At 73.8% G+C, this 539-nt stretch carries 1 protein-coding gene; it reads left to right on the plus strand.

Going from position 1 to position 539, the window contains the following annotated elements:
• A partial coding sequence (locus tag DQW85_RS21625) for a hypothetical protein (RefSeq protein ID WP_113702110.1) occupies nucleotides 1-448 on the plus strand: 448 nt, incomplete at its 5' end.
• Nucleotides 449-539 lie beyond the last annotated feature (91 nt).

The following is a 539-nucleotide window of genomic DNA, read 5'->3' on the forward strand; positions in this document are numbered from 1 at the left end:
GGCCAGCGCGAGCGGCGGCGCGGCCAAGCCCACCGCCTCGGCCACGGGGTCGGCCACGGGGTCGGCGCCCGCCGACCGCAGGGAGGCGCAGCTCAAGTTCGCCCAGTGCATGCGCGAGCACGGCGTCGACATGAAGGACCCCGAGCCCGACGGCGCGATCAGGATCCAGGGGCGCAAGGGAGAGGCCCAGAAGGTCGAGCAGGCCCAGCAGGCCTGCAAGCACTTCATGGAGGCGGCGGTGGGCGACCGCAAGGGCAAGCCCGACCAGGAGATGCAGGACCGGGCGCTCAAGTTCGCCCAGTGCATGCGCGAGCACGGCGTCGACATGAAGGACCCCGGCCCCGACGGCCGCATCGAGATCGGCGTCAAACCTGGAACCCCGGAGGAGAAGGTCAACGCGGCCCACGAGGCGTGCAAGGAGTTCGGGCCGGGCGGAGGCCCGAAGTGAGGAAGGCCCTGCTCATCGGCGGAGGCGGCGCGCTGGCCGCGGCCGTGGCCTGGACGGCCGTGGCCGTGCTGGGCGACGGCGGCACCGGCCC

This window comes from Nonomuraea lactucae, assembly GCF_003313395.1.
GTDB lineage: Bacteria > Actinomycetota > Actinomycetes > Streptosporangiales > Streptosporangiaceae > Nonomuraea > Nonomuraea lactucae.